18 protein-coding genes and 1 tRNA gene are annotated in these 23,473 nt (G+C 63.3%); 4 read left to right on the top strand and 15 right to left on the bottom strand.

Annotation, left to right across the window (positions count from 1 at the left end):
• Positions 1-46: 46 nt before the first annotated feature.
• The 11 genes from nusG to rplS form a co-directional block, all read right to left on the bottom strand.
• Positions 47-586: a transcription termination/antitermination protein NusG gene (gene nusG, locus VGM51_14770; protein ID HEY3414300.1), complete on the bottom strand. Its 540-nt coding sequence runs from the start codon at positions 584-586 to the stop codon at positions 47-49.
• 13 nt (positions 587-599) lie between these two features.
• Positions 600-830, bottom strand: a complete 231-nt coding sequence (gene secE / locus VGM51_14765) for a preprotein translocase subunit SecE (GenBank protein HEY3414299.1) — start codon at positions 828-830, stop codon at positions 600-602.
• Positions 831-1,757: 927 nt separating this feature from the next.
• Complete coding sequence (locus VGM51_14760) at positions 1,758-2,825, bottom strand: restriction endonuclease subunit S (GenBank protein HEY3414298.1); 1,068 nt, start codon at positions 2,823-2,825, stop codon at positions 1,758-1,760.
• Between the two features lie 131 nt (positions 2,826-2,956).
• Complete coding sequence (locus VGM51_14755) at positions 2,957-4,486, bottom strand: class I SAM-dependent DNA methyltransferase (protein ID HEY3414297.1); 1,530 nt, start codon at positions 4,484-4,486, stop codon at positions 2,957-2,959.
• Between the two features lie 177 nt (positions 4,487-4,663).
• A complete protein-coding gene (locus tag VGM51_14750; GenBank protein HEY3414296.1) occupies positions 4,664-7,012 on the bottom strand; it encodes a DEAD/DEAH box helicase family protein in 2,349 nt (782 codons plus the stop codon).
• A gap of 238 nt (positions 7,013-7,250) precedes the next feature.
• Positions 7,251-8,120 carry a winged helix-turn-helix domain-containing protein gene (locus VGM51_14745; GenBank protein ID HEY3414295.1) on the bottom strand — a complete coding sequence of 290 codons (870 nt, stop codon included), beginning with the start codon at positions 8,118-8,120 and terminating at the stop codon, positions 7,251-7,253.
• Positions 8,121-8,287: 167 nt separating this feature from the next.
• The gene (locus VGM51_14740; GenBank protein HEY3414294.1) at positions 8,288-10,447 is read right to left on the bottom strand and encodes an HD domain-containing phosphohydrolase; all 2,160 of its coding nucleotides are present in this window, start codon (positions 10,445-10,447) and stop codon (positions 8,288-8,290) included.
• Between the two features lie 315 nt (positions 10,448-10,762).
• Entirely contained in the window at positions 10,763-13,828 is a 3,066-nt protein-coding gene (locus VGM51_14735) for a type ISP restriction/modification enzyme (GenBank protein ID HEY3414293.1), read from the bottom strand.
• Positions 13,829-14,060: 232 nt separating this feature from the next.
• Positions 14,061-15,146, bottom strand: a complete 1,086-nt coding sequence (locus VGM51_14730) for a ribonuclease HII (GenBank protein ID HEY3414292.1) — start codon at positions 15,144-15,146, stop codon at positions 14,061-14,063.
• A 29-nt stretch (positions 15,147-15,175) separates the two neighbouring features.
• Positions 15,176-15,916 (bottom strand): signal peptidase I, encoded by a 741-nt coding sequence (lepB, locus tag VGM51_14725; protein ID HEY3414291.1) that lies wholly within the window; start codon positions 15,914-15,916, stop codon positions 15,176-15,178.
• Between the two features lie 52 nt (positions 15,917-15,968).
• Entirely contained in the window at positions 15,969-16,331 is a 363-nt protein-coding gene (rplS, locus tag VGM51_14720; GenBank protein HEY3414290.1) for a 50S ribosomal protein L19, read from the bottom strand.
• Between the two features lie 157 nt (positions 16,332-16,488).
• Between rplS and VGM51_14715 the strand changes: the two genes are divergently transcribed.
• Together VGM51_14715 and VGM51_14710 are read left to right on the top strand one after the other, a co-directional pair.
• Positions 16,489-16,953: a DinB family protein gene (locus VGM51_14715; protein ID HEY3414289.1), complete on the top strand. Its 465-nt coding sequence runs from the start codon at positions 16,489-16,491 to the stop codon at positions 16,951-16,953.
• A gap of 7 nt (positions 16,954-16,960) precedes the next feature.
• Complete coding sequence (locus VGM51_14710; GenBank protein HEY3414288.1) at positions 16,961-17,527, top strand: GNAT family protein; 567 nt, start codon at positions 16,961-16,963, stop codon at positions 17,525-17,527.
• Positions 17,528-18,325: 798 nt separating this feature from the next.
• On the opposite strand, the gene rpsT is transcribed toward VGM51_14710, so the two are convergent.
• A complete protein-coding gene (gene rpsT, locus VGM51_14705) occupies positions 18,326-18,601 on the bottom strand; it encodes a 30S ribosomal protein S20 (protein ID HEY3414287.1) in 276 nt (91 codons plus the stop codon).
• Between the two features lie 180 nt (positions 18,602-18,781).
• Between rpsT and murJ the strand changes: the two genes are divergently transcribed.
• On the top strand, positions 18,782-20,521 hold the full coding sequence (gene murJ / locus VGM51_14700; protein HEY3414286.1) for a murein biosynthesis integral membrane protein MurJ: 1,740 nt from the start codon (positions 18,782-18,784) through the stop codon (positions 20,519-20,521).
• A 73-nt stretch (positions 20,522-20,594) separates the two neighbouring features.
• A tRNA-Leu gene (locus VGM51_14695) sits at positions 20,595-20,678 on the top strand.
• Positions 20,679-20,810: 132 nt separating this feature from the next.
• Here the strand turns inward: VGM51_14695 and VGM51_14690 are convergent.
• From VGM51_14690 to VGM51_14680, 3 genes are all read right to left on the bottom strand, one after another.
• On the bottom strand, positions 20,811-22,031 hold the full coding sequence (locus VGM51_14690; protein HEY3414285.1) for a polymer-forming cytoskeletal protein: 1,221 nt from the start codon (positions 22,029-22,031) through the stop codon (positions 20,811-20,813).
• A gap of 10 nt (positions 22,032-22,041) precedes the next feature.
• A complete protein-coding gene (locus VGM51_14685) occupies positions 22,042-22,587 on the bottom strand; it encodes a zf-HC2 domain-containing protein (GenBank protein HEY3414284.1) in 546 nt (181 codons plus the stop codon).
• 70 nt (positions 22,588-22,657) lie between these two features.
• Positions 22,658-23,251, bottom strand: coding sequence for a sigma-70 family RNA polymerase sigma factor (locus tag VGM51_14680; protein ID HEY3414283.1), 594 nt, complete (start codon positions 23,249-23,251; stop codon positions 22,658-22,660).
• Positions 23,252-23,473 lie beyond the last annotated feature (222 nt).

Genomic DNA, 23,473 nt, shown 5'->3' with positions numbered 1-23,473 from the left:
CCCAACCTACCGGCAGTGTGTCGGCGTGGACGCCGACACTACCGTATTATGTTGATTTTTCGACCTGGGTGAACTCGAGTTCGACGGGTGTATCGCGGCCGAAGAGTTCGATGAGGACGCGGAGCTTCTGGCGGTCCAGGTTGACTTCGTCGATTTTGCCGGTGAATTCGGCGAACGGGCCTTGGAGGACGCGTACGATATCGCCCTTTTGGAGCTCGACCTTGGGTTTCTGGGGGCCTTCGGTGAGTTCGCGGATGATCTGCTGGACCTCGTGCTGTTGGAGGGCTACGGGTCGGTTTCCGTTGGAGATGAAGCCGGTGACGCCGGTGGTGTTTTTGACGAGGTGCCAGGTCATATCATCGAGGACCATTTCGATGAGTACGTATCCGGGGAAGACCTTTTTTTTGATGGTGCGGGGCTTGCCGTTGACGACCTTCATTTCCTCTTCGATGGGGATGTAGGTTCGTTTGATGAGGTTTCCGAGGCCGAGCGATTCCGCGCGGCGCTGAATGTTCATCGCCACCTTATTTTCATGCCCTGAGTACGTATGGATTGCGTACCATTGCACGCCTTGTGGTGTTGCCATTACGTTTCCTCGCCTAGTGTGTGAATATGGCCCTGGTGAGCCAGGTCATGCCATAGTCCCACACGGCAAGATAGACGGTTACGGCGCCGATGGCGCCGAGGACAACCATGGTGGAGCGGGCGAGTTCGGGACGTGTGGGCCATGTAGTTTTTTTGGTGACCTCGATCCAGGAGTCTTTGAGGAACTCGGCGGCTCCGCCTTTCATAGCGGACGCGCCCGGAATGGCCGGTTTGTTTTCTGCCATCTGAGGCAATCTCACTTTCGGGGGCCAGAGGCCCTGGGTGGTTGGGTGACGCAAAAGGTAACCCCCGGCGCGCTTTTGCGGCGGGGGTTCTGTTTGGAGTATATCACGGGTTGGGGGCAGTGGTCAAGAATCAGGATTCAGGAGTCAGGATTCAGGGTTCAGGATTCAGGATTCAGGATTCAGGATTCAGGATTCAGCATCCAGCATCCGGCATCCAGCATCCAGGCCGGAGGGGATGTAGCGCGGGCGCCTCGCAAAACGGAAGTTGGATGGTGGAAGACGGAGGTTGGATCAGGTGCAACCAAGTCCAACCTCCAACTTCCATCTTCCAATCTCCAGTTTGGTAGGGGCGGCGTCCTCGCCGCCCTTTGGAGCCCTCACCCCCCGCCCTCTCCCTACGGGCGAGGGAGCCGGAGGGGAAGCGATGAACGATGAGTGATGAACGATGAATGGCGGAGGGAGCGCGGGCGTCTGGCTCGCATCCGGAGCCCTCACCCCCCGCCCTCTCCCTGCGGGCGAGGGAGCCGGAGGCCGGGTCCGGCTCCCCCGTACGGGGGCTGGGGGTGGTTGCCGGGGCGTGGCGGGTAATGAAGAATGCAAAATGAAGAGTGAAGAATGCAAAGTGGACGGAGCCTTCACCCAGTGGCCACCTCGCCCCAGTCACGGTAGGGCCGGCGTCTCGCCGGTTTCCGGCCCCCTCCCCCTGACCCCCTCCCCCGCGCTGCGGTGGCGGGGGAACCGGAACAGGGGTTTCACGGTAGGGGCGGCGTCCTCGCCGCCCTTCGGGTTTCGGAGCCCCCCTACCCCCCAATGCTGGGGGACCAAATGGGGAGGGTTGCAGGTGTAGCGCGGGCCTTGGCCCCCGGCGAATGAATTCGCGGGCTACGACGAGCACAAAGTGCCCCTTCGGGCACTGGGAACGCGCCCCTAGAGCCCGCCGGAAAAGGCTCTCTGGAGGATGCTGGGAAGGAGGGCGTCCAGTTCCGCTGCCGTTTGGGCCTGCAACGCCTTCACTTCGTCCACCTTCGCCTGCAAACCGTCCAGGTACTCCACGATCCGGCGCTGCTCGGGGAGGGGCGGCACACGAAGAGGCAGTGCGGTAACGATGCGCGTATTCACACCCTGACGTGTTGCTCCGCGAGTGGTTTGGCCTAGATACTCGGCGATGTCGGCCGATGCACGGATGGACCAGTGAACAAAACGCGGCAGCAGACGCTCCGTGTTGACCGCCACGCGAATGATGTGGTAGTTGATGAGCCAACCAGCCGACTCCTCGGGAACAAGGCAGCAGCGACCAACCGTACCCATACGTGCGAAGAGCAAATCACCCGCACGAATCCGATAGCGCTGAAGGTTGTCGGCCTTATCACGGCTAACATGCTTGAGCGTTCGGATGTCGAGACCTCCGAACTGAATATTGCCTATTGTCAGAATCGGCACGCCATCGGCCGTAAAGTCGGCTGCGCCTAGTTGTGCTCCAAACGGGCCGGTTTGTACACCGTCGCGATCCGATGCCAGATAGCCAGCAAGTGTTGTGGACACTGCAGAGGCGTTGCCGAGGACAACGCGCGCTTGGGATAGAACCACCGCCTCCGCCCCTTCCGTTGCCTGTTTGCGGAGGTTACGGGCTTCGGCGATTTGGGCGGCCAGGGCTTCCAGACGCGCCACGATGCGCTGCTGCTCCGCGAGCGGCGGGAGGGGGATTTCGACTTCAAGGAAACGCTCCGGTCTGATTCGGTTCTTGCCACTTGTGCCGCGTGCCTTGTCGTCACACTGTTCCCAAAACGGCTTCGTCTTGGTAATCCAGTGGACCCAAGCGGGTAGCAGCGCTTCGCGCTCTGCCTCGAACAACGGGAACTCGTTAGATACGACCGTGCCCGACAAGTTTCGTTGAACCACAGCGACGCTGCCATTACGTGCCCAGATCTTGTTGACTACGATGTCGTCTTCGTGTGCGATGAACAGGCGAGCATACTCTGTGGCGCCGCCATCCATCGTCTCGCGCTCGTACGCACCTTGCCCCCACAGACGGACACCGAGTTGCCTGTACGTCGTGCCTGCTTGCGGTGTGACGGGGCGTGAAACAGGCGACAGCACCCTTCCCAACGCTACAACCGGCCAAACGCTCATACCGGCGGCTCCGCGAGAAGGGCGCGGAACTCGGCCATGATCTCCGCAATCCGCGCTTCCTTGGCCAGGATGCTCTCGACCAGTTCGGCGGGTGGCAGGTGTTCCAGGTCGGCGGGGCCGTTGGGGTTCTTGCGGTCGAGATTGTATCCGGCTGCGGCGATCTCGGCGGCGGAAACCTTCCACGCCTGCGCGTTCTCTTCGCGGTGTTTCCACCATGCGACGAGGCGGGCGAAATCCTCATAGGCGAGCGGCATGGTCTTGGTGTAGTTCTTCCGGCCTTCGGGCAGCGGCTGCTCGTAGTACCAGACATCCTGCGTGGGGCCAGTACGGTCAAAGAACAACAGGTTGGTGTTGATGCTGGTGTAGGGCGCGAACACCCCGTTGGGAAGGCGGACGATGGTGTGGAGGTTGAACTCCTCTATCAACTGCTTCTTGACGCGGGCACAGACGCCGTCACCAAACAGGGTGCCGTTGGGGACAACCACGGCGGCGCGTCCGGGCTTCGGGCGGCGCCTGAGTTTGCGCATGATGAGCTGCAGGAACAGGAGCGCGGTTTCGCCGGTACGCATATCGGCGGGGAAGTTGTTCTGGACGCCGGCCTCCTCCTCACCGCCGAATGGCGGATTGGTGAGGATGACGTCCACGCGATCCCGGTCACCCATCTCGGTGAGGGGGAATCGCAGGCTGTTTTCCGGGTCAATGCGCGGGAACTCCAGGCCGTGCAGCAGAAGGTTCATCTGCGCCAGCAGGTAGGGCAAGGACTTCGCCTCACCGCCATAGAGCGTTGATTTCTGGAGCGCGATGCGCTCCTCCACCGTATGGCATTGCGTCGCGATGTGCTTGTACGCCTCCACGAGGAAGCCGCCGGTTCCGCACGCCGGGTCCAGTACGGTTTCGCCAAGGCGCGGGTCCGTAACCTCCACCATCAAGCGGATGACCGGACGGGGCGTGTAGAACTCGCCGGAGTCTCCGGCGGCGTCCCGCATCTCGCGCAAGAGCGTTTCGTACAAGTTGCCCAGCGTATGGATTTCCTCGCTGGAATCGAAGTGGATGCCGGTGACCTTGTTGACGACCTCGCGTAACAGATGACCGCTGATCATCCGGTTCTGGACACCCTGGAACACTCTGGCGACAACATCGCGCCGATCCTCGCCGTTCGCGCCCTGCAAGGACCGGAGATAGGCCAGCAGGCCCGGACCGTCGGTCCCATCCGGGCGGGTGGCGGTGTCGTTGTTGACGAAGCGGAGCAGGTCCTCACCGGTGATGCCGTCAGGCTGGGCGGCCCAATCGCGCCACCGGTACGGCGCTTCAATGACAGGATCGAACGGCTTCCCCGCCAGTTGCGCCTCGACCTCGCGCTCGATCTCCATGTCGTCGAGGAACTTGAGGAAGAGGATCCAGGTGAGCATCGGCAGGCGGTCGAGGTCGCCGTTGAGGCCCTTATCCTTGCGCATGGTATCTCGCGCGGATTTCACCACGGAGGCGAGGCGTTGGGGGGTTGTGAGAGGTTTTTCGGGTTTGCGCATATGAGAGAATTGAGTGTTGAGATTTGAGTATTGAGAATCGATTATGAAGGCGAGCCGGGGAGCCCTCATCCCCTAGCCCCCTCTCCCTGCGGGCGAGGGGAACCGAAGGCGACCTAACCCCCCGGCCTCCTTCCCGATTCCCGCGCTACGCGCGGCGGGAAGGGGGAGGCGGCAGGGTTATTCGTATATGATGGCTTGGAGTTGGTCTACCGCTTCTTTCAGTTGCTTGGGGCCACCGAAGAGGGTGGCGATTTCGGATGGGTTGCCGTATTCGGAGAGCGGCGGGATTCGAAAGATGTCCGGCAGGACGAACTCCCGTGGGCCGTGCTCCTCGTATGTCTTCAGGATAGACTGCAAGACCTCGCGAGCGCGCGGCGAATACCGCTGGAAGAACTCGGCGTGGGCACGGGCGGCGGCGGCGCGCTGGCCGCGCGTGCGGACGGGGATGCTCCAGGCGACGTGGCAGAGGAGGTCGAGCGGATCGGCATCGGGCTGGTGGAACTCGGCGGCCAAGGCGTCCAGATCGAGGCCGGCTTCGTTCAGTTCGGCGAGAACGGCGTCCCTCTGGGATTTGTCCGCCCATCGACGGCGGAGTTCTGCATCGGACGCGGCCATTTCGCGAACGGTCCGGGCGGTCAGATCAGTGATGGAAGTCACCGCAAGGCGGCGGCCGTCCTTGTCCAGGTCCAGTTGTAGTTCGGTCGCGATACCCACCGTTTCGCCGTCTTTGACATAGAACTTGCGCGGCTGCGGGGTATCGTAAGGCGGAGGCGGTGGAACGCCCACGGTAACGCCAGGCTTTTCGGGAGGGTCCACCCCTTCCACTATCACGCCTTCATCGTCCATCTGCTCCTCGTCTGAGACAGCGGGATCGCCGTCGAAATCGGGGTCGGCGAAGTTGGAGGTGGCGCTGCCGGTGTAATCGAGGATGGTGAAGTAGAGCTTGTCGCAGTCCTCGCGCACGCGGGTTCCGCGCCCGATGATCTGCTTGAACTCGACCATGGAATTGACCATCCGGGCGATGACGATGTTTCGGCAGGTGGGCGCGTCCACGCCGGTGCTGAGCAATTGGGACGTGGTGAGGATGGTCGGCGTCTGCGTTTCAACGTCCTGGAAGCGGCTGAGGTGACCCTTGCCGATACCGCCTTCGTCCGCCGTGACGCGGCAGACGTAATCCGGGGAAACACTGGTGATGTCCTTGTTGAGGTTCACGAGGGCCGTCCGCATAGTCTCAGCCTCTTCCTGATCGACGCAGAAGACCATCGTTTTGGCGAAACGATCCGTCTTCGTCAGAAAGTCGGACAGGTGACGGGCGATGGCCTCGGTTCGCGGAAGGTGCGATATCGTGGGGCCGAAATCCGGGGTGCCGTACTCATGATCCGGTATCAGGCGACCGTTCGCGTCCATCTGGCCGATGGTCGGGCGCCAGCCGGTGGCGTCTACCGTGGGGACGACGCGCAGGACGCGATAGGGGGCGAGGAAGCCATCGTCGATACCCTGCCGCAGACTGTATGTGTAGATCGGAATGCCGAAGTAGTCATAGGTATCGGCGTTGACGTCCCTGCGCGGTGTGGCGGTCATTCCCAGTTGCGCGGCGCTGCCGAAGTAGAGAAGGATGTCCTTCCACGGGCTGGTTTCACCCGCGCTTCCGCGATGGCATTCGTCCACGACGATGAGATCGAAGAAGTCGCGCGGGAACTGGCGGAAAAGGCCTTCGCGACTCTGGTCCTCAGCCACGGCCTGGTAGGTTGAGAAGTAGACCTGCCTGGCGAGGTTGGCTTCGCCGTTCTCGATGCGGAGACGACCATCGCCGAACGGGCGGAAGTCCTTGGCCATGGGGTCATCGACGAGCATCGTACGGTCTGAGAGGTAGAGGATTCGCGGGGCCTGTCCATCGCCCGCGCGGTTCCACTTGGCCTTTGAGAGCCGCCAGCAAATCTGGAACGCAACCTTCGTTTTGCCTGTGCCGGTGGCCATCGTGAGAAGAACACGGCGGTCCCCGCTGAGAATGGCGGAGATAACGCGGTTAACGGCGATCTGCTGGTAATACCGGAGTTCGTAGCCGCCGCCCGTGTACGATGGTGTGGCAAGGCGCTGGCTTTGGGCGATGTTGAGGCCAAGGTTGCCGGTGAGACGCGCCCACAGCGCGTCAGGTGTGGGAAAGGCGGTCAGAGCGGTCTCGGCCCCGGTGATGTAGTCAAACTCCACAATGCCGTGGCCGTTGGTTGAGTAGGCGAATTTGAGGCCGAGGATTTCCGCGTAGTCCTTCGCTTGCTGCAGCCCCGCGCCGGGGGTGTGGGACTCGTCCTTGGCTTCGACCACAGCGATCGGGATGTCGCGCGTGTGCTGGAGGACGTAATCCGCCTTTTTGCGGGTACCACGGACCGCGCGGTTCCCGGTCACATGGATGCGCCCATCGGTGAAGTTATGCTGCTCCTTGAGGGCGTGCGGGGATTTGCGCCACCCGGCTGCGTCCAGGGCGGGGGTCACGTGTTCACGGCATGTGTCGGCTTCGTTGAGACTCATGTGATTGGCCTTGTGATCTGTAACGCCGTTGTATTGATATGTCATTGTAGCAGGCAAGAGAGCAGCATCCAGCATTCAGCATCCGGCATCCAGCATTCAGCATTCAGAATTCAGGGCGGGAATGCCGTCCTCCGTGCTCCTCTGTTTCCTCTGTGAGCCTCCGTGGTTCATTGCTCCGCGGCCTTTGCGTTGAATTCGGTGTAACCGGCGGGACGCCGGTCGTACCGTAGTGAGGCATTCAGTGGGGCGAGTAGTAGTCGAACTCGAGGTAGTGGACGAGGTCTTCGTCGTGGTAGACTTTGTCGTTTTCGATGTCCTTATAGCCGGAGAAGAAGCCGGCCCAGACGAGGGCGGCACCGTGGCGTTCGAATCCGTCTATGCCTGCCCTTGTGATCTGCCATCTTGGCGCGTGGCGGTGGCCTTTTTTGTGGAATCGGGAGTAGGGGTCGTATTTGGGGCGGGCGGCATCGATCCAGCCGAGTCTGCGCCATGCGGCGATGGGGATATCGGCTGCGCCCTGGCGAAAGCCGTTGATGCGTTCGAGTTCGGGTTGGGAGGCCGGTCCGTAGAACCGGATGTAGGAGGCGGCGGCGAGGGCGACGGGGCGGAGCAGGGAATAGTGGGCGTCATCGCGCAGGGCGTTCCAGGGGAGGATGGGGGCCTGGGGGTCGAACGTGTCGGTGATGGAGTAGTCGCCGCAGACGCGGGTAGTGACCCAGGCGTATCGCCAGAGGTGTTTGCGGCCATCTGTTGTGATGTTCCAGTGCATTTTGACCAGTCCCGGGATGGGGGCTGGGCGTACTGCGCCGTAGACGGGTGTGCCCTGGACGAAGTGGTAGGAGCGGAAGCTTTCGATGAAGTAGCGCACAGAGGACTCGCTTAGGTTGAGGTTTTGGGCGATGTCGTTGACGGTTAGGTCATCGTGGTTGGCGAGGTAGCTGATGACACGGAGTCTGGGGATGCTTGTGAGTGCGGGGTGGACCCAGAAGTCATCCGCCGCGCCACCGAATCGAGGGCAGGGTCCTCGTCCGCCGGTTGCGGGGTATCTCTGAATGCCCATTCCGCGCTTGGCCGATTGGCCCGGGACGCGGGTTTTCTTTGTGACCATTGATTTGCCTCCTACTTACTAGCCCGCGGGGAGGCGGTTTTGTCTGAAGTTTTTTTGGAGGAGGCAGGAGGCAGGAGGCGGGAGGCGGGAGGCGGGAGGCGGGAGGCAGACGGCGGGAGGCAGGGGGCAGAAGTCTGCATTCTGACTTCTGCCTCCTGCATTTGCGGTCACATTCCGCCGAAGACGTCGCCTCCTATGGAGGGGAGGTACTGGCGTCCGCTGTCTTCAGCGGTCAGGAGTTGGAGGCGGGGGGTGGCGTGCTCTTCGACGATGGCGAGGAAGGCTGTGACGCAGGATTCGTCCCACTGGGTGCCGGCGCCATCGCGGAGGACGCCGACGGCTCTTTCGACGGTGAGGCGTTTTCGATAGACGCGGTCGGAGGCCATGGCGTCGAACGCGTCGGCGACGGCGACGATGCGGGCCATGAGGGGCAGGGCATCGCCGGAGAGGCCTTGCGGGTAGCCTTTGCCATCGGGGCGTTCGTGGTGGAACCGGACGGCGGGCAGCAGTCCCTGGAGGGACGGCGCGCGCATGAGGATTTCGTAGCCGACTTCCGGGTGCGATTCCATCACGGTCCGTTCATCCGGTGTGAGGCTTCCGGGCTTGTTGAGGATGTGGTCCGGGATGCCGATTTTGCCGATGTCGTGCATCAGGGCGGCGGCTCGGAGTGTCTGGATTTCGACGGCGGACATTTCGAGGCGCTGGGCGATGGCAACCGCGTATTCGGTGACGTTTCGGGAGTGACCATGTGTGTATCCGTCTCGGGCGTCAATGGCGCCGGAGATTGCCTCGATGGCGTCCCAGAAGGCGGTTTGGGTGGTGTGTCGATCGCGGACGCGCTCCAGAGCGACGGCTCCCTGTTCGGCGATGCGTTCCATCAGGTCCACGTCGGCGGGTTGGAGTTCGCCGGTGGAATCGGTGAAGGCCACCGCGAGGAGCCCCATGAGGGCCGAGCCGTGCTTCATCGGGGCCCATGCGCCGGATTTGACGTCCTGGCCGCGGTCGAGCGCGCCGCGGCGGGGGTCGTCGTGCGCCGAATTGACGGCGAGAGACTGGCGGCTCTGGATAACCCAGCCGGCAAAGCCCTCGCCGGCCCTGGCCCATCCATGGCGCTGGTTTTCGGGGCGCATGCTGTTCAGCGTGGCGATGGACCACAAGCCACCTTCGGCCTGCGGAAGCATGATGTAGATGAGGTCCGCGGCCGGCCAGAGGGACCTGGCGGCGTCTGTGACAACGGATGTGACCTCGGACACGCTGGAGAGGGCGGCCAGGCGCATAGCCAGTCCGCTGACAATATCCTGGCGCCGGTGCGACTCGTCGTTCTGAACATCGACGGTGTGCTGGCCGAGGATGCGGCCAAGCATGTGGGCCGCGCTTCCCAGCGCCTCTTCCTGCCTGGGGCCGAACTCCCGCGGCGTCTTCGCGTAGATATCCAGCACGCCGAATACGGCGCCGGCGGCGGACAGAGGGTGCGCCAGGTAGCAGCCTTCCTGCGGTCCGGACGGGATGATCCCGGCCTTGAGGGCCTCGCTGACCGGGTTCCACCAGAAGGCGACGGGCTGGCCGGTGCGCATGACGCGGAGAACCGCGTCTTTGTTGCGCCTTCCGTCTACGCTCGATTTCCAGGGCAGGGCCGTGGGGGGTGCTTCGGCGGAAAGGTCCTCGCTATACAGACACCTCACCGTTCCCGGCTGGGTGTCGAGAAGGGTGACCGAGCAGGACTCGGCCCCCGTGATCCGCACCACGTCCGTGAGCGCCCGGGCGAGAAGCGATTCGGAGTCTGTTGAGTTCCACCATGCTTCCACGGCGCTCAGCAGGCCCGCGCCGGCGTGCGATACCGTTCCTCCGGCGGCGCGTTCCAGCGCGAGAGCGGCCTGGAGAGCGATGATGCCGAGGGCCGCGAGCGACGGGCCGTCCTCGATCTGGGCGCCCACGTCGAGAATGCCCCAACGCCGCCCGGGCGCGGAGATGGGGATCTGCGCCGCGGGCACGGCGGGATCGTTTGGCGGCGCTACCGCCGCGGCATAGAGCGACGCGGGCGCGGAGCCGCAGGCAACAGGGGTGCGGTTCGCATCCATCTGCCACATGGCATAGGCGTTCTCTTCATCGCGCCACAAACCGGCGCGGGGACGCGGCGCGCCAAGATCGATGGCGGCGGTGAGGATGGCGTGGAGGACGGCGGCGGAGTTTTCGGCGCGCAGCAATGCGCCGGCGGCGGTTGCGGTAACGGCAAGGATGTCGGGCTTTGCCGTCGTTGGGACGGCATTGGGGCCCCGAACGTCATTCACAGACGGCGGGGCTGACGGCTTCAGCGCCGGGAATCGCATGGGCAGACCACCTTTCGCCCCCCAGGTGCGGCGGGGGGATGTATCAGGTAGTTATTCCATGCCAACTTCCCCGCAATTAGGCCTAACCTTGGTAGCCCGAATTACCTATGCCGGTGGGGGCGAGGGGGCGAGGGGGCGTCTCGCCGGTTTCCGGGCCCCGTGGTCCCCGGCCCGTACGGGCGAAGCCCTTGAAAGGGCTGGGAGGCGCGGAATCTGCCATTTGTCATCGGCCATTTGACATTGGCCGGATCCTCAGCAGCGCTATCCCTCCGGCCAGACGGCCCGCGAGGCGAGGGGGAACGGGTAGGGGCGCGCCTACAAGGTTGTGGGGGCCGGGAGGGACTCGACGATCTTCACCGTCTCCACGCTCACTCTGATGACCTGGCCTACGAGGCGGACGATATACTCGGGATCGTCGGGCCGGTTGGGGTCGCTCACGATGCCTGTGCGCTTGTCGGCCTTCACCTGATACTGGTCGATGACCCAGTCGAGAGCGCTGCGGTTGCCCAGACGGTAGCGGAAACAGTCCTCCGGCACGCCGGTGAGCCGAAGCGATTTGTTCACCTGGATCGCATCCTTGTCCTTGCTGAGGGCCATCTTTTCCACGCGCCACGTAAACGGCACGTCCTTGTCGTCCACCTTGTTCAGGGGCCACGGCTCCAGCGACTCGTAATCGAGGTGGAGTTCGCAGAGCGCGGCGCCGGCTGCCCGGAAGGCGGTGAAGAGATCCGCGTTTGCGACGTAGGGGATGCGCGGCAGCTCACGCTTGAGGTTTTGCGCGAACGTCTCGCGGTAGGCGGGGCTGTGCAGGATGCCGTAGAGGTAGTGGAAGATGTCCCACTTCGTGACGTCCGGCCCATAGCGCGACCGGTATTCCGCCAGCGCCCAGTCCGTGATGTTCTCCCGCCGGTTCGTCCCGTCCTCGTCGTAGGTGTAGAAGGGGAAGGACTGCGTACTAGCGCCTGCACCAACCAAGTGGAGGTCAGCGATTCGGTCGAAGACCATGACCATGAATGGCTTCTCTGAGCCTAGGTCCGTTATGCCAATAGAGCGATTCTGATCATCGGACGCTGCATTCGGGTAGATCCGTGGCCAAAGCCCCTGGCGATGAGTCATCACGGGATCAAAGTAGAGCGCCTGGCGCGTGAAGGGGCGGTACAGAGCGCGGCGGACATGGCCTGGTTCGAAGCCCGCGTACGTTCCCTGTGTCAAACACTCCTTGAGGCGACTGCTCCACTTGATGACCCGTTCGTCGGATAGCACGAAGTTATCTACGTCCACCCCTTTGCCGCCTTCGCGCCGCCATCGGTCGACTTCCGCGTTGTAGACTCCGCACATTCTCTCTGCCTTTTCGGCAAGGCGCCTGGCATCGAAGTCATACATCCAACTGTCGCGCGTTGTTTCGGCACCGCGCGAATAGAGGCGGAATAGTGTGTTCGTTGTGTTGTCTTGTCCGCTCTTGACAGCCTTATCGCCCATTGATGGGAACGCGGCGAACTCGTCGTGAAGCCCCTCGGTGCGCCACGTGTGGTGGTCGTCCGGAGTCACGTCCGTCCAGTCCACGCCCCGGATGTCGCCCGCATGCGCCAGGTACGCCAGTTTCTCGGTACGCCGCCAATCCTCCGGCACGCGGTGGTAGCGGATGCGCATCCCCTCCGCCGCGCTGTTCTTCACCGCGACGGTGATGCCGACGCCGACCTGGATGCCGAAGACGTTGTGGCTCGTACCGCTGATCTTCGGGTTCTTGCGCACGTTGCCGTGCAAGTCTACGTGCCAGATGCTGGTGAAGTCGCGCTCCATGTGGGCGCGCATGCCGTCAAATGCGATCTCGTCGGCGAAGGAGTTGTTGCTCACGAAGCAAACCACGCCGTCGCGCCCCTGCAACCGGTCCTTGGCCCAGCGGAAGAACTTCACATAGGGGTCGCCGAGCGCGCGCGTGTTAGTGGCGTGCGATTCCTTCACGTAGGTCTCGCGAATGCGCGCCTCGATTCCGGGGTACTTGCGGTTCTTGTTGTTGTCGTTCTCGTTCTGCTGGCCCACGTTGTAGGGCGGGTTGCCTATGAGGACGATCACCCGGGCCTGTTCCTGGCGCAGAACGCGCGCCGAGTTGGCGGCGGAGAAGTCCAGTGTGGGCTGGGTCTTGCCAAGGTCCAACGTATCGGTGAAGCAGATTCCCTCGAACGGCGCGTATTCGCCGGTGCGCTCGTAGTAGGCATGTTCGATGTTGAGGCTGGCGATGTAGTACGGCAGGAGCATTATCTCGTTGCAGAACAACTCGTCGCGGTACTTGCGGGCCAGGTCCGGACCGTGGATGCGGTTGAGGATGTTGACGATGAAGTTGCCGGTGCCGACGCAGGGATCGAGGATGACGACACCCTCGTCGGACAGGCTCTTTCCGAACTCCTCTTTCAGCACTTCGTCCACGCTGGCACACATAAAATCCACGATTTCCTGAGGCGTGTAGACGATACCGTGGGTATCGGCCTGTTTGACCGAAAAGCCCTGGAAGAAGCGTTCGTAGACGGTATTGAGGAACCCCTGCTTGTCGCCGAAGCCCTCCAGTCCGCGCGCGGCCTCCTCGATGGCGACGTAGAAGTAGTCCAGTTTGCCGAGGAAGTCCTGCCGGTTGAAGCTGCGGCTGGTGAGCGCGCCGATGACGCGCTCGATCTCGGAGGCAATGACGTTTCGGCGCGTGAAGTCCGGGTTCTGGAACACCGTGCGAAAGAGGCGTTCCGTGAGGAGGTGCTGGACGAGCATCTCCTCGATAGCCCCGGCGGTGATGGTGGGGTTGAGGGCGCTGCGGCAGAGGTCGTGAAACTCCCCGAAGGCGCGCGTGAACTGCTTGTTGCCGCCCGCGCGCTCCGCCTCGATCTGCTTCATCAGTCCCTGGGCGAGGTCCGGGATGCGGTCCTTGAACTCCACGACGGCGGTTTCGAAGTTCTCGATGTCCGCTTCGGTCCACGTGAAGAACAGGGTAAGGGCAGCGGCGAGTTCGTGCTTCTGCGACAGGTCCGCTTCCATGACGCGCTTGCCGTTCTGGTAAAGCACGGCGCGGCGGGAATCCTCGAAAACGATGTTAGTGGTAGGGTACTTGAGCGCGATCTTGCGGGCAATCTCTGTTTCAAGATCGTCGTCTTCGTCCTTGGCCTCCCAGTAACCGCGTGGGATGCGGAACTCGTCGAACAGGGTTCCGTCCGGGATCTTGCCGTTGGCAAGGCGGTGTTCGAGCGCGAGGGTCCAGCCGGCCTTGCGGGAGAGGGTTTCCAGCAACGTGATGAAGGCGAGTCGGACGGTCTGTTCGCGGGTGAAGCCCCGTTCGCGGTAGTCTTCGAGCGCGGTGTAATAGGTTCCAAACGCCAGGTCGTTGATGTTGATTCGCATTGGGTCTCGTCTGTTCGGGCTGGGGTTGCTATCAGGTTGCGGAGGCGAGGAGCAAAATGACAAATGGGGCCAGCATCCAGCATCGAGCATCCGGCATCCGGCATTCAGGGCGGAGCCGCCGCTTCGCGCCGGATGCCGGCGGGGCGCCGGCGCTACAGCTGCCGGATGCGGGCGACGGGGCCGGGCAATGAAAAATGAAAACTGGAGAATGAAGAATGCAGAATCATTCTCGTTAGAATGCGTTGACGATTATCTCGATTCTGGGCGGTGCGCCGTTCTGGAGGCGGACGGTCACGACGTCGAAACGCCATTCGGGGTCCTCGATGCCGTGCGCCTCGAGCCATGCCAGGGCGGCGCGCGTGAGCTTACCCTGTTTGCGCTGGGTTACGGCCTCATCGGGGGCTCCGTAGCCATCGCCCCTGCGGGTTTTCACCTCCACGAACACCCAGGCTTCGCCGTGGCGGCAGATAATGTCCAATTCGTCGTGACTGACACGGGCGTTGCGCTCCAGCACCTCGTAGCCGGCGGCCTGCAGTGCGAGCGCCGCGCGACGCTCACCCTCGGCCCCGAGAGCGGCCCTTGGGTTTCGAGTTCCGGGTTCCGAGTTTCGAGAAGGTTGACTCGGAACCCGGAACTCGGAACTCGAAACTGATAACTCGGAACTTGGGACTCGAAACTCGAAACTCGAAACTGGGGCGAAGGAGCGGCGGTGGGCGGGGCAGGGGCCGTGTTCTTCCAGGGCACGCAGATGCTCCGGCGTGCCGTAGCCCTTGTGTCGGTCAAAGCCATAGGCGGGGTAACAGGCGTGGAGGTCGCGCATCAGGCGGTCCCGCGTCACCTTGGCGATGATGCTGGCGGCGGCGATGCTGAGGCAGCGGCAGTCGCCCTTTACGATGGGAAGATGGGGGATGGGGAGCCCTTTGACGGCGAGGCCGTCCACGAGGGCGAAATCCGGCCGTGGCTGCAGCGCTTCCAGAGCGCGGCGCATCGCCAGGTGGGTGGCTTTGAGGATGTTGAGCCGGTCGATCTCCTCGACCGAGGCGATGCCGACGGCCCAGGGAACTCTGTCTGCGAGGGAGCCGTAAAGCGCCTCCCGGCGGGCGGACGAAAGCGCTTTGCTGTCGTTCACGCCGTCGAGATCGAAGCCTTCTGGGAGGATGACCGACGCGGCCACCACGGGGCCCGCCAGCGGACCGCGACCGGCCTCATCCACGCCGGCCACGCGGCGAAAGCCATTGGAGAGGGCGTCCCGCTCAAAAGCGAAGTGGGGCGGCGGGAGGGTGATCCGGGAACGCTGCGATTTAGATTCGCGTGGCATTTCCATCCTTCCGCCGCCGGACCCGGCGTTCAGTGCATCACTACGGGGATGCCCAAGGCGGGCTGCGGCTTTTCGGGAACGGTGTAGGGAGGCGTGCGCATCATCCCGATCTTACCCAGCGGCCAGAATCGGACCCATGCCCTGCCGACGATGCGGTTGCGGTCCAGCGGTCCCCAGTAGCGGCTGTCCATACTGTTTCGCCGGTTGTCGCCCATCATGAAATAGTGGCCGGCCGGGATGACGATCGGTCCGAAGTTATCGACATTGGGCCTGGCAGGCGGTCCGAAGTCGGTATTGGAGTCCTGGGCGACGTAGGGCTCGTCGAGTTTCGTGCCGTTGATGAAAACGTTGTTCGCGCGGACCTGCAGGGTTTCGCCGGGAAGGCCGATGCATCGTTTGATGAAGTCGCGCTGGATGCCGTCCTGGTCCGCGTTTTGCGGTGCTTTGAACACGAGGATTTCGCCGCGCTCCGGCCCGCGATACCAGAACGGTACCTTGGCGACGAGCAGGCGGTCGAGTTTTTCGAGCGTGGGCACCATGCTTTCGGATGGGATGTAGAAGGCCTGCATGAAGAACGGCTTCAGGATCAGGAAGACGACGACCCAGGCGAACAGGAGCGATTCAACGAGTTCTCCGAAACCTTTGCGCACGACAGGCGGGATGCTGCCGCTTCGCTTGATGTAGGTATCGAGCGCGTAGAGGACGACGGCGATGAAGAGCACCGTGACGAACGGCAGGTTGGCCAACCAGTCGAAGATAGTATCGGTCACTGGCGGCCCCCCTGCCGTATGGAAACTGTCGGCGCGTGGAGTGCGAGACGCATTAGCGGGGCGTACGCAGTTCCTTGATGCGGGCGGCTCGCCCGGTGCGGCCGCGCAGGTAGAAGAGTCGGGCGCGGCGGACGCGGCCACGGCGCAGGACCTCGATGCGGTCGATTTTCGGTGAGTAGAGCGGGAATGTCCGCTCCACACCCACCTGGGCGTGCGAGATTTTGCGCACGGTGAAGGTTGTGCGGACGGAGCAGTCCTGCCGTTTGAGGACAACGCCCTCAAACGCCTGGAGGCGCTCTTTGCCGCCTTCGACGACCTTATAGTAAACCTTTACGGTATCGCCTGCGCCGAATGCCGGCACGCTTTCTTTCAGGCGGGCGCATTCTTCCCGCTCCAGTTCCTGGATGACGTTCATATGTTTGCTCATATCCTCCCGTTAAACCATTGCAATATAGCACAGTCCGCAGCGGCATGTAAACTGATCGCGAGCGGCGGGACTTCGAAGGGAATCGTGAGTCCGCGCCGGGGCACAATGAGTATAATCCAAACAAACACATCGGAAAGGGAAGAAGATGCCATCTGAAATCGAAACGGGTTACGTTACCTCGTGGGACGAGCTGAAGGAAGCGCTTGACGGCATTGGTGCGGATGAGGCCGCGGCCTTTCGCCATCCCCATTGGCCGAAGCACGACGACTGGGCCGGTGACGACGGCAGCATCAGCGGAATCGTATTCCACGTGGCCGCGTGGAAGGAAACTTACGCCGAGGGGCTGGAGACCGGCGCGTGGGGCGACGAAAAGGCGGTGAAGCCGGATACCGATTCGTGGCCGGGCCGATTGCAGTGGCTGGAAGCGCAGCACGAGCGCCTGCTGGCCGCTCTGCGCCACCTGGAGCAAGACGAGGCCACGTCGGTGCTCATCAGCGACCGGCCTTACACGCTGGCGGCGATCTACCACGACTCCATGGGCCATCACGACGTCTATCACGCCGCGCAGATCAATTACCTGCGCCAGAGGTATGCGGCGGAGCGAGGCTGAGGCGGCGATGCATCTGACCACCGAACGGCTGGTGCTTCGCGAGTTCCAGCACACCGATTTCGAGGCCGTTCACACGTACGGATCGGACCCGGAAGTAACGCGGTACACGTCGTTCGGCCCGAATACCCCGGCCGAAACGGAGGATTTTCTGACGCGGGCCGCCGGCGCGGCCCTTGTGGCGCCCCGGAGGAGTTACGATCTCGCGATCGTGCGGATCAGCGACCGCGCCTTGATCGGTGGCGTGGGTTTGCGGCTGGGCGGAACCGGGCTGGTTGACGGCTGCGGCACGAGCAGCACTTACCGCGGCGAACTGGGCTATGTGCTTCGGGCCGACGCGTGGGGACAGGGGTACGCCGCCGAGGCGGGGCGCGCGATGGTGGGCTTCGGCTTCCGGAGGCTCGGTTTGCACCGTATCTTCGCGGAGTGCCATTCCGCCAACGCGGCTTCGGAGCGGGTGATGGAGAAGATCGGCATGCGCCGCGAGGGCCTGCTGCGCGAACACGCGCTCATCAAGGGAGAGTGGTGGGACGTGGTGGTGTGCGGCATCCTGCGCGACGAGTGGGGCTGCCAATGAGGCGCAGTGGATAGCCGTACTGCAAGGGGCCTTCGGCCACAAAGCCCTTGAAAGGGCTGGGAGAGCGGCAAGCCGGCGCCGGCCCGCCGACTGAAGTCGGCGGCTGCCTGCCACAATGTCGGCTGAAGCCGACTGCGACGCCCTGAGGGATGAATCCCTCGGCAATGGGCCTTCGGCCACAAAGCCCTTGAAAGGGCTGGGAGAGCGGCAGGTCGGCGTTGCCCACCGACTGAAGTCGGCGGCTGCCTGCCACGATGTCGGCTGAAGCCGACTGCGACGCCCCGAGGGATGAATCCCTCGGCAATGGGCCTTCGGCCACAAAGCCCTTGAAAGGGCTGTAAGAGCGGCAGGTCGGGGTTGCCCACCGACTGAAGTCGGCGGCTGCCTGCCACAATATCGGCTGAAGCCGACTGCGACGCCCCGAGGGCTGAATCCCTCGGCAATGGGCCTTCGGCCACAAAGCCCTTGAAAGGGCTGGAAGAGCGGCAGGTCGGCGTTGCCCGCCGACTGAAGTCGGCGGCTGCCTGCCACAATGTCGGCTGAAGCCGACTGCGGGCGAGGGGCCCAAACGTGGGGCGAAGCCGGCGGGAGGCCGGCGCCTTGGCGAAGACGAGGAAAAGCCCCCGCGGGTGCGGAGGCTTTTCGCAATTCAGGGTTTCGCGGAAGGCATCCGGCGGGACGCCAGACCTACCGGGAATCGCCGGCACGGAGGCCGGCGCCACTGTGAACCGGCAGGCTGCCGGCCGTACGAATTGTCCGGCAGAGACGCCGGACCTACCGTGCTGCCGGCCGTATCGGCTAGGCTGCTGCCTTCTGGGTTGCGGCGAGGCGCTTCATCAGGCGTGACGTGCGGCGCGCGGCCGCGTTCTTATGGATGATGCCGCGGCTGGCGGTCTTGCTGATCAGCGCCTGGGCGTCGTGTACTTTCTGCACGGCGACGGCGAGGTCGTCACCGGCGATGGCGGCGCGGCTCTTCTTGACCGCCGTCTTAATGGCGCTCTTGGCGGATTTGTTGCGCAATTGGCGCTCGCGGGAGCGGATTACGTCCTTCTTCGAGGATTTGATATTCGGCATAAGTGTCTCTAGCTTCCTTTACCGGCCCGTACGGGCCGAATCCGGCCTGCGTGGCCGGCCCAATTTCGGACCCGAAAAACAAGATGCGGAACCCGCCGGCCCAACTGTTTCCAGCATCATGCTAGAATCAGGAACGGCGGCCGGATCGCGGTCCGCAAAACACGGAGATTATAGCACAAAGTGGACCTCCCATCAAGTGGCGAAGGCTTCGAAGGCGAACCGGACCCCTCATTCAGCGAGGGCGAGGCCGTCGCCACCCATCAACACCGCCCTACACGGACCACCCAGGGTGTCGCCGGGGCGGGCGCCCTGATGATCGTCGCCGCCCTCATCAGCCGCGTCCTCGGCATGGGCCGCGAGATCGCGGTTGCCGCGCAACTGGGTCAGGGCGCGTGGGCCGACGTGTACAAGCAGGCGTTCATGGTCCCGGATCTCCTGTTCATTCTGTTATCAAGCGGGGCCCTGGCGTCCGTATTTGTTCCAGTATTTACCGAATATCTTGAACAGGACGATCGGAAGCGCGCCTGGTACTTCTTCAGCAACGCGGTCACCATCGTTTTCCTCGCGATCACGGCGTTTGTGATATTGGGGGAGATTTTCATCCACCCGCTCACGGCTCTGGTGAATCAGGGGTGGGTGAAGCATCACCAGACCGACAAATTGCTGGAGACGGCGCGGCTCACGCGCATCGTCCTGCCGGCGCAGGTATGTTTCTTCGTTGGCTCGATCCTGATCTCCGTCCAGTACGCTCACAAGCATTTCGCGCGCCCGGCGCTGGGCAGCATGGTGTACAACGCGTTCATTATCGCGTTCGGGCTGGCGCTGGCCGGCGGCAATCCGCTGACGCGGGCGATGGGCTGGCCGAACGGCCTCGGGCCGGCGGGCTTCTCGTGGGGCGCGCTCGTGGGGGCATTTGTGGGTAACATCGCGGTTCAGGTGAGCGGCGTCCGGCGGATCGGCGGGCATTATCGCCCGATTATCGACTGGAAGGACCCCGGCGTTCACACCTTCATGCGGCTGATGGTACCGATCATCTTTACCTTGAGCCTGCCGCAACTGGATATGCAGGTCAACAAGTTCTTCGCGACCTACCTGCAGGATGGCAGCGTGGCCAGCCTCGATTACGCGAACCGGTTGATGCAGTTACCGCTGGGCATCCTGGCGCAGGCGGCGGCGATAGCGATCTTCCCGTTCATCGCCGGGCAGGCCGCGCGGAAGGATATGGTCGGCCTGAAGCGAAGCATCAACATGAGCGTCCGCGCCATCACCGCAATGACGGTTCCAGCCAGCGCGCTGATGATCGTCCTGGCGGAGCCGATCGTCCGGATCATCTACCAGCACGGGAAATTCGTGGCGGCGGACACGCAGTGGACCGCGGGCGTGCTGGTGTGTTACAGCGTGGGAATCGCCGCGTGGAGCGCAACAACGGTCCTGTCACGGGGCTTCTATGCCTTGCAGGACACGTGGACGCCGATGAGCACCGGCACAGTTGTGACGTTCCTTTTCGTATTGATGAATCTCGCGGTGGTACAGCGGTTTCAGGACCGCGGGCTGGCCGCATCGACCACGGTGGCAGCGGCCGTGTTCGCGCTGGCGCTTTTCTGGCGACTGCAGAAGCGGCTGGGCGGGATGAACGGGATGTTGATTGTGAGTTCCCTGCTCAAGGTGACTTTCGCCTCCGCCGTCATGGCGGCGCCGGCGTACGGCCTCAGGCTTTTGCTGACGCACTTGCTGACGCCGAACAGGCCGGACACCACCACGGTGATGACCACGGGGCCGACCATCGCCATCGTCACCATCTGCGCGGCTGTCGGCCTGGCGATTTATGCCGTGATGCTGTGGGTCATGAAGGTCGATGAGGCGAAGTTCATGTTCGACAAGATCGCCGGCCGGTTCGGGCGGCGGCGCGCGACGGCGTAGGGCAGGATCGGGATGCGGATGGGGGGTCCATTTCCCCGTTGCGCCGCCGGTTTGGTATAATCGAGAGGGGAACGGGTGCGTGGTGGAATGGCAGACACGCCAGCCTTAGGAGCTGGTGCCGCAAGGCATGGAGGTTCGAGTCCTCTCGCGCCCACCAAAGCTGGAAGTGAGAAGTGGGAGGTTGGAAGTTGGATTTGCTTAGTCCAACTTCCAACCTCCCACTTCGTTTAGCCAGAGTGCCGATTGCCCTTGCCGTCTGAAACGGGCGGGACGCCCGTTCTACTTTGGTTCAGGCAATGTCTTTGTAGGCGTCCTGGGTTCCGGCGTAGGTGTAGTTCGGGTCCACCCAGGGGGTGCCGCCGCGGTTGCCTTCCATGCGGTTCTTCAGCCAGCCCGGTGTTTTGCCCCAGCCGGTTCCGATGGCGGCGCCGAGGGCCATCATGGTCGCCACGGCAGTAGCGATGCTCATCACGGCCAAGGCGGGGCCGATGGATTGGCTGACGGCGCTGGCGAGCAGCCAGACTCCCAGTCCGACGATCAGCGGGAAGAGGCGGCTCCTGTAGGTCTTGCCCAATGCGATCCGCCGGCCCAGCATCACGGAGATCGCCACCATTCCCATGATGAACGCCGCGATCATCGCGAACGTGACCAGGACCGGTCCAACGATGGTGATGATGGACACGAAGAACAGGACGATCGCGAGCGGGATGCTCGCCAGGCCTACGAGCAGGCTGTACATCGGTTGGTTGATGAACGCCCGGCCGATGGTGTCGATCCGCTTGGGGCATGCCGTCAACAACAATGCGCCCACGACGAGAAGCATGAGGGCCAGGTGAAGCGGGAAGGGGCCGTTGAAAAGGGCACCGTCGGACTCGAACGGGTGAAGGTGTCCGCGCGGTCCCGGCACTCCGCCGGCGTTTGAGCCGCCGGTGACGCGAACGCTGCCGCCGATCTGCGAGCCTTCCTCGCGGTTCAGGCTGCCCCCGGTGACGGAGACCTTGCCGCGCACCACCGCGTCCGGACCGAGGTACATCGAGCCGCCCGTGACGATTGCGTCGCCATCGACTTCGCCGTTGATCCTGACGGATCCGCCGATCGCCGAAGCATCGCCGCGGACGATCCCATCCACGGTGAGCTCGCCGCCTACGACGCGGGCGTCACCCGTTACGGTTTCGTCTTCGCCCACGGTGTAGCTTCCGCCGAGACGGCTTACGGAATCCCTGGTCACCCTCACGGCTGCGGGGGCCGGCGGTGCCGGCGGAGCGGGGGGCGCTTCAGGGGCCACGGTGGATGTTTCCGGAGTGGCGTTCGAGCCTTTCAGCGTCTTTATCTGGGCCTGCGTGGCGTCCAGTTGTTTGCGCATTTCCTCCAGCTGTTTGTTGAGCCGGTCGATCTGTTCCGCGGAGGGCGGCGCATCGGTTCGAGCGGCGGGAGGAGCCACCGGATCCTGGGCCAGAGCGCGCATTCCCAGCGCCACGCCCAACGCCAACACAGTGATCATCTTGTTCATCGTCTTGCTCCTATACCCGACCCGGCAGCTGCCCTTGCGGCGTCCGGCGGACCAGCCAGCGGCCCAGCACCACAGTCTCAGCGGCCGCCGCCACCCCCAGTACGGGGAGAATGGCGGGCGCCGCCGGGCTGAGAGATCGCGCGATGGAGATCATTGGCCGGAGCCATTGCACCACGGCTTCCGAGGCCGTTGCGAAAATGCTGTGCGCGGAGGCGTAATACGGGCTGGCGAACACGGCCGCGGGGATGGGGATACCGAACTGCCATATGGCCGCCGCGACGGCGGCGATGGCGAAAACGGCGCCCCAGAACAACGCCCGTCTGGGTTCCGCGGGGGCTTCGCCGGCGATGCGCTTCGAAACGGCGGCGGCGATATCGATGGGGGGCTTGCACTCCGGCAGCTGCAGAAACGTGGCATCGGCGAAGGCGATGGCTTCGGCCTCGGTGCGGCACACCGCGCAGCCCTGGATATGGGAATCCAGTGCCCGCTCTTCTTCGCCGGTGAGCGTCTTATCCCAGCGACGCTCCAGCATGAACGTTGCCTGATCGCACGTCATGACTTCACCTCCAGGTTGCCGGGCCATCTGATGACGCTCCGGGTTGGCCTGATTCCGCTCCAACGCGTCATCATTCTCCGACCTCCAAAACACCCTGCAACCGGGTCCTCATTTGTTCTCTGGCCCGGAACAGGTGAACTTTCACCGTATTCAGCGGCAGGCTCAGCGATTCCGCAATCTCTTCGAGCGGCATCCCCCGGCCATGCCGAAGCAACATCACAGCGCGGTATTTCTCAGGAAGGTCCGCGATGGCGGCGTTGATGACGCGGCGCGTTTCGCAATCCTGGGCGGACCTTTCAGGGTCAGCGGTTTTATCCGCCGGGTCCCTTCCTTCTTCCATTTCCACATCGAGAGACAGCGTGTTCGGCTTTCGGCGCAAATGATCGATGCAAAGGTTGTGTGCAATGCGATAAAGCCATGGTGCGATCGGCTCGCCCACGCGGAACGAAGCGATGTTGCGCCATGCCCGTACGAACGCCTCCTGAGTGATGTCGCAGGCGTCGTCCGCATTACCGACCATTCGGTATGTGTAGTTGTACAGCCGTCGCTGATAGAGCTGCACCAGACCGTTGAACGCACGAGGGTTGCCGGCACATGCCGCGCGAACTATCGCGTCTTCCTGGGGCAACGCCTCCGCGGCCGGCCTGGCCGCCGCCGTTGTCATGTCTCTCTCCACTGCTCGATACGCCTCACTGTGGAAGAAGGTTTCAAAATGGGAGTTGGGAGTTGGGTGTCAGGGGTTGCGCCATCCCATACGTATGGAATTGTAGGCAAAGGCGGGCGTGCGCGGCACCTGCGGTACCGCGCCGAGGAATCACTGCCGGCATGCACGATGAATGACCTACGCAAGTCTTATATATCAAATCCTTGACAAATAAGCGGGGGG

The organism is Armatimonadota bacterium, assembly GCA_036504095.1.
Lineage (GTDB): Bacteria > Armatimonadota > DTGP01 > JAKQQT01 > JAKQQT01 > DASXUL01.
The sequence above is the reverse complement of the archived record's forward strand: the minus strand, read 5'-3'. Positions and strand labels throughout refer to the sequence as shown.

Coding starts and splice junctions, on each gene's coding strand:
- rplS (HEY3414290.1), bottom strand. CDS start 16,331: ATGAACGTCATCCAGGAACTGGAGCGGGAAGAATGCGCCCGCCTGAAA.
- rpsT (HEY3414287.1), bottom strand. CDS start 18,601: ATGCCGAATATCAAATCCTCGAAGAAGGACGTAATCCGCTCCCGCGAG.
- VGM51_14750 (HEY3414296.1), bottom strand. CDS start 7,012: ATGAGTCTCAACGAAGCCGACACATGCCGTGAACACGTGACCCCCGCC.
- secE (HEY3414299.1), bottom strand. CDS start 830: ATGGCAGAAAACAAACCGGCCATTCCGGGCGCGTCCGCTATGAAAGGC.
- nusG (HEY3414300.1), bottom strand. CDS start 586: ATGGCAACACCACAAGGCGTGCAATGGTACGCAATCCATACGTACTCA.
- VGM51_14680 (HEY3414283.1), bottom strand. CDS start 23,251: ATGACAACGGCGGCGGCCAGGCCGGCCGCGGAGGCGTTGCCCCAGGAA.
- VGM51_14740 (HEY3414294.1), bottom strand. CDS start 10,447: ATGCGATTCCCGGCGCTGAAGCCGTCAGCCCCGCCGTCTGTGAATGAC.
- VGM51_14685 (HEY3414284.1), bottom strand. CDS start 22,587: ATGACGTGCGATCAGGCAACGTTCATGCTGGAGCGTCGCTGGGATAAG.
- VGM51_14735 (HEY3414293.1), bottom strand. CDS start 13,828: ATGCGAATCAACATCAACGACCTGGCGTTTGGAACCTATTACACCGCG.
- VGM51_14715 (HEY3414289.1), top strand. CDS start 16,489: ATGCCATCTGAAATCGAAACGGGTTACGTTACCTCGTGGGACGAGCTG.
- VGM51_14730 (HEY3414292.1), bottom strand. CDS start 15,146: ATGCCACGCGAATCTAAATCGCAGCGTTCCCGGATCACCCTCCCGCCG.
- VGM51_14745 (HEY3414295.1), bottom strand. CDS start 8,120: ATGGTCACAAAGAAAACCCGCGTCCCGGGCCAATCGGCCAAGCGCGGA.
- VGM51_14690 (HEY3414285.1), bottom strand. CDS start 22,031: ATGAACAAGATGATCACTGTGTTGGCGTTGGGCGTGGCGCTGGGAATG.
- VGM51_14760 (HEY3414298.1), bottom strand. CDS start 2,825: ATGGATGGCGGCGCCACAGAGTATGCTCGCCTGTTCATCGCACACGAA.
- VGM51_14710 (HEY3414288.1), top strand. CDS start 16,961: ATGCATCTGACCACCGAACGGCTGGTGCTTCGCGAGTTCCAGCACACC.
- VGM51_14755 (HEY3414297.1), bottom strand. CDS start 4,486: ATGCGCAAACCCGAAAAACCTCTCACAACCCCCCAACGCCTCGCCTCC.